The sequence below is a fragment of the Mesorhizobium sp. M4A.F.Ca.ET.022.05.2.1 genome (genome assembly GCF_003998845.1).
Classification (GTDB): domain Bacteria; phylum Pseudomonadota; class Alphaproteobacteria; order Rhizobiales; family Rhizobiaceae; genus Mesorhizobium.
Map to the genome: position 1 here is coordinate 1 of NZ_RZOJ01000477.1, position 4,318 is coordinate 4,318.

At 65.3% G+C, this 4,318-nt stretch carries 5 protein-coding genes and 1 pseudogene; 5 read left to right on the forward strand and 1 reads right to left on the reverse strand.

The annotated features are described in order from the left end of the window. The 5 genes and pseudogenes from EN745_RS30885 to moaB form a co-directional block, all read left to right on the forward strand. Window positions 1-469: pseudogene (locus EN745_RS30885) on the forward strand (methyltransferase); the annotation flags it as partial. Window positions 470-577: 108 nt separating this feature from the next. Then, window positions 578-1,435, forward strand: a complete 858-nt coding sequence (locus tag EN745_RS30890; RefSeq protein WP_126055971.1) for a S49 family peptidase — start codon at window positions 578-580, stop codon at window positions 1,433-1,435. 83 nt (window positions 1,436-1,518) lie between these two features. Next, a complete protein-coding gene (locus EN745_RS30895; RefSeq protein WP_127284240.1) occupies window positions 1,519-1,704 on the forward strand; it encodes a hypothetical protein in 186 nt (61 codons plus the stop codon). Between the two features lie 5 nt (window positions 1,705-1,709). Further along, window positions 1,710-2,609 (forward strand): 4-(cytidine 5'-diphospho)-2-C-methyl-D-erythritol kinase, encoded by a 900-nt coding sequence (locus tag EN745_RS30900; protein WP_127422996.1) that lies wholly within the window; start codon window positions 1,710-1,712, stop codon window positions 2,607-2,609. Then, entirely contained in the window at window positions 2,610-3,164 is a 555-nt protein-coding gene (gene moaB / locus EN745_RS30905; protein ID WP_127422997.1) for a molybdenum cofactor biosynthesis protein B, read from the forward strand. Between the two features lie 21 nt (window positions 3,165-3,185). On the opposite strand, the gene EN745_RS30910 is transcribed toward moaB, so the two are convergent. Further along, entirely contained in the window at window positions 3,186-4,160 is a 975-nt protein-coding gene (locus tag EN745_RS30910; protein WP_127422998.1) for a hypothetical protein, read from the reverse strand. Window positions 4,161-4,318: the final 158 nt, after the last annotated feature.

The window sequence follows — 4,318 nt, forward strand, 5'->3', positions numbered from 1 at the left end:
CTCCATCACATGCGCCTGCTTGCGCAGCGCATCCGGCGCGGCCGGCCTTGCCGACAACAGCTTCGACTTCGTCATCATGAACCCGCCCTTCAACGCCGCCGAGGATCAGGCCACGCCGGATGCGCTGCGCAAGCAGGCGCATGTGATGGAGGACGGGCTGTTCGAAAGCTGGATCAGAAGCGCTGCCGCGGTGGCGAAGCCGCGGGGCGGGCTCGCCGTCATCGCCAGGCCCGAGCAGCTCGGCGCCCTGCTCGATGCGATCGAGGGCCGCTTCGGCGATACCGAGATGCTCGCCGTCCACCCCCGTCCCGAGGCGGCGGCAATCCGGATCGTCGTCAGGGCGACGCTCGGCGCGCGCGGAAAACTGTCGATCCGCCCGCCGCTGATGCTGCACGCAGAGACAGGCAACGGGCCAGCCGAGCGGACCGAGATGATCAACAACGGACTGGCGTCGCTGTTCGGCGATTGATCATCGGCCGGACATGCGGCATTGCCGTTGGCCGGCGAATTCCTACATGCCCACAGCAAGATGAGGCCTCATCTTGCTTCTTTTTCAGTGACCGGAGACCCCGACCTCGTGAAACGCCTCTTGAACCGCCTGCTGCCGAAGTCCTGGCGCTCCACCGTCGTCGTGGTTCCGGTCATCCGGCTGCACGGCACGATCATGGCCGGCGGCGGCCAGTTCCGGCCGAGCCTGTCGCTGGCGTCCACCGCCGGCCTCATTGAGAAGGCGTTCTCCTTCGATGCGCCCGTCGTCGCCATCTCCATCAATTCGCCGGGCGGCTCGCCGGTGCAGTCACGGCTGATCTTCAAGCGCATCCGTGATCTCGCGGTGGAGAAGAACAAGAAGGTACTGGTGTTCGTCGAGGACGTGGCGGCCTCCGGCGGCTATATGATCGCGGTCGCCGGCGACGAGATCTTCGCCGATCCGTCCTCGATCGTCGGCTCGATCGGCGTCGTCTCGGCCTCGTTCGGCTTTCCCGAGCTGATGAAGAAGATCGGCGTCGAGCGCCGCGTCCATACCGCCGGCCAGAACAAGGCGGTGCTCGACCCGTTCAAGCCGGAGAAGAAGGAAGATGTCGAGCGGCTGAAGGCGCTGCAGCTCGAAGTGCACGAGACCTTCATCGAGCTCGTCAAGGAGCGGCGCGGCACCAGGCTGAAGGACGATCCCGACCTGTTCACCGGCCTGTTCTGGACCGCCAAGAAAGGGCTCGAACTCGGCCTGGTCGATGCGCTGGGCGACATGCGAGGCGTTTTGAAGACGCGCTTCGGACCGAAGACCGAGCTGAAACTGATCACCGCGCCGCGCGGGCTGTTCGGGCGCTTCGGGCTGTTCGGGTCGCGCCTTTCGGCGCCCGACATCGCTGCGGCGGCGGCCAGCGGCATCGTCGATGCGGCGGAAGAGCGCGCGCTGTGGGCGCGCTTCGGGCTTTGAAAAAGGGTTGAAAGCGACTAGCATATCCGCTTGACCGACCCGACCGGCCGCTTTTGCCGCGTTTTCGAGGGAGGAGTTTTGGGATGCCGCAGATCATTTTCTTCGTCGTTATCGGCGCCGCCGCCTATTTCGGCTATCGCGCCTTCATCCGCGAAGCCGAGCGCGTGACGGCCAAGATCCGGCGTACCGAGAAACAGGCGGCAAACGGCACGATGGGAACGCTGGTCAAGGACCCGAAGACCGGCGAATACCGGCTGGCCAAGGACTGAACGCCATCTCGCCAGCAACAGACACGTCGGATGCCGGGACGCAAGCCCGGACGGGTCTTGCCCCTGCCAAGATCAACCTTGCGCTGCATGTCACCGGCAGGCGCGCCGACGGCTATCATCTGCTCGAAAGCCTTGCCGTGTTCACCCGCTTCGGCGACCGGCTGGAGATCGAGCCGGCCGAGAGCGACCGGTTTTCTATCTCAGGCAAATACGCATCGGGGGTACCGTCCGACGAGACCAATCTGGTGGTGAGGGCGCGCGAGGCGCTGCGCCGGGAAGCGGGATCGCTTGCGACGCCACCTGTCGCGATAACATTGGAAAAGAACCTGCCGGTCACCTCGGGCGTCGGCGGCGGCTCCAGCGATGCGGCTGCCGTGCTGCGCGGGCTTGTCCGGACATGGCGGCTCGACATCGGCGACGCCCACCTGGCGCGGATCGGCCTGTCGCTCGGCGCCGACCTACCGATGTGCCTGGCGGCCAGGCCGCTGATCGCGCGCGGCGTCGGCGACGAGTTGTCGGCCGTGCCGAGCTTTCCCGCGCTCGCCCTGGTGCTGGTCAATCCCGGCGTCGCGGTGTCCACGCCGGAGGTTTTCAAGGCGTTGGCGAGGCGCGACAACGAAGCGTTGCCGCCGTTGCCCGGCAAGCTTGATTTTCACTCGATCCGCAGCTGGCTGGACGCGACGCGCAACGACCTCGAGCCTGCCGCTCGGACCATCCAGCCCGTGATCGGTGAAGCGCTCAGGGCGCTGAGGAAAGCCGACGCCGGCTTTGCCCGCATGTCGGGCTCGGGCGCGACTTGCTTCGGCCTGTTCGAGACGGGCAATGTCGCCAAGCGCGCGGCACTCGACATAAGGCACCGGCATCCTGACTGGTTCGTCGCCGCAACGCGAAGCATGGAGGCTTGAATGGCCCGGATCGACGAAAGCCGCCCGTTCATCCCCGTGCGCATCGCGGTACTCACCGTTTCCGACACGCGCAGCCTTGCCGAGGACAAGTCGGGCCAGACGCTGGCTGACCGTATCGCGGAGGCCGGCCATATCCTCGCCGCCCGCGACATCGTCACCGACGACCGGGAAAAGATCCGCGACAAGGTGCTCGGCTGGTCGAAGGACGAAGGCGTCGATGTCGTCATCACCACCGGAGGCACCGGCTTCACCGGCCGCGACGTGACGCCGGAAGCGCTGGAGCCGATCTTCGAAAAGCGCATAGACGGCTTTTCCGAAGTGTTCCACCGCATCTCCTACGACAAGATCGGCACCTCGACGATCCAGAGCCGGGCGACCGGCGGCGTCCTCAACGCCACCTTCGTCTTCGTGCTGCCGGGCTCGCCCGGCGCCTGCAAGGATGCCTGGGACGGCATCATCAGGGCGCAGCTCGACTATCGCCACATGCCCTGCAACTTCGTCGAGATCATGCCGCGCCTGGACGAGCATCTGAAGCGCGGCGGCAAGGCCGGATAGCCGGCTGTCCCCGTCGAGCGTTCAGCGTATCACCGGCTCGCCGTGGAAGCGCCGGCGCGAAGGGCGCGAGACGCCGAAGCCCACTTCCATCATCAGCCGCCGCGTGCGCGTCGGAACCGTGCCCATATGGAAGCCGAACGGATCCTCGACGAAGCCGAGACCTGCTTCTCCCGTGAGCGTGACCGGGCTGTCGTCGCCGTAAACCTTCAGCACCTCATTCGCCGGATGGCCGACAAGCAGCGTCAGCTGGTGCTTGAGGCTGCGGCGTTTGTGGCTGCCGCGCACATAGACATGCGGGCCGGTGCCAGCGTCGCAGGGCTTCAGATAGAAGAAGAATTTCAGCATCCGCCAGTCGTCGAGGTCGAAATGGTACTTGCCGAGCGAGGCGAGGTTCTTGTCGGCGTCGGAAGCCTGGCCGGTCGGAAAGCTCCACCAGACGCGCGTCGTGATCAGTTTCGCCTGGCCGCCGAGATAGCGCTGGGCGATGCCGGACAAGAGCGGGTCGTTCTGGATGGCCAGTGCTGCCTTGCAGGAGAGGATGCGCTCGAAATAGTGGCCGCTGAGCAAGGAGCGGCCGAAACGCTTCTCGGCTTCGGCATGGTCGGAAGGCATGAATTCGAGGCGGCGGTCGAAATTGCCGAAGCAAGGCGTGTTGTCGGCAAAGCTGGCGATCTCCTCATGGATCGCCTGCGGCAGGACCAGGCCGGAAAACAGTCCGTCGGAGCGAAGCGCCTCGATCGCCGCGTCGAGGTCGATACCGATGAACATCGTATCCCCGCCATTTGGCGCCCGGCCCGCGGGCTTGGCGCCCAGCCAGTGCATCCTGCGCCCCGGCATGGTGCGCGCCAGCATGAACATCGGCAGCCAGGCCGGGTTCTCGCGCAGATCCGTCAGGTAGGTCGGGATGCGTACCGCGATGCGACGAAACAAGCTGCCGTTGCGGGCGATTGCCTCGAGGCTGACAGCGCCGGATTTGTCCGATGTCGAAAGGTTCATCGAGGTCCTCAGGTATGAGCATTATCCGACGAAACATCGGCTGCTCACCAGTTCCGGCATTGCCCAAACCCGCTTGTCCCGCATCGAAAGGAGGTTAGCCCCGCCTCATATTTTGTGCAATGCACAATAAAGGGGTTGCGGTGAATTTCCTACACAAC

Bases quoted from the DNA above. Each gene is read 5' to 3' on its own strand.
- EN745_RS30895 (WP_127284240.1), top strand. From the start codon at position 1,519: ATGCCGCAGATCATTTTCTTCGTCGTTATCGGCGCCGCCGCCTATTTC.
- moaB (WP_127422997.1), top strand. From the start codon at position 2,610: ATGGCCCGGATCGACGAAAGCCGCCCGTTCATCCCCGTGCGCATCGCG.
- EN745_RS30910 (WP_127422998.1), bottom strand. From the start codon at position 4,160: ATGAACCTTTCGACATCGGACAAATCCGGCGCTGTCAGCCTCGAGGCA.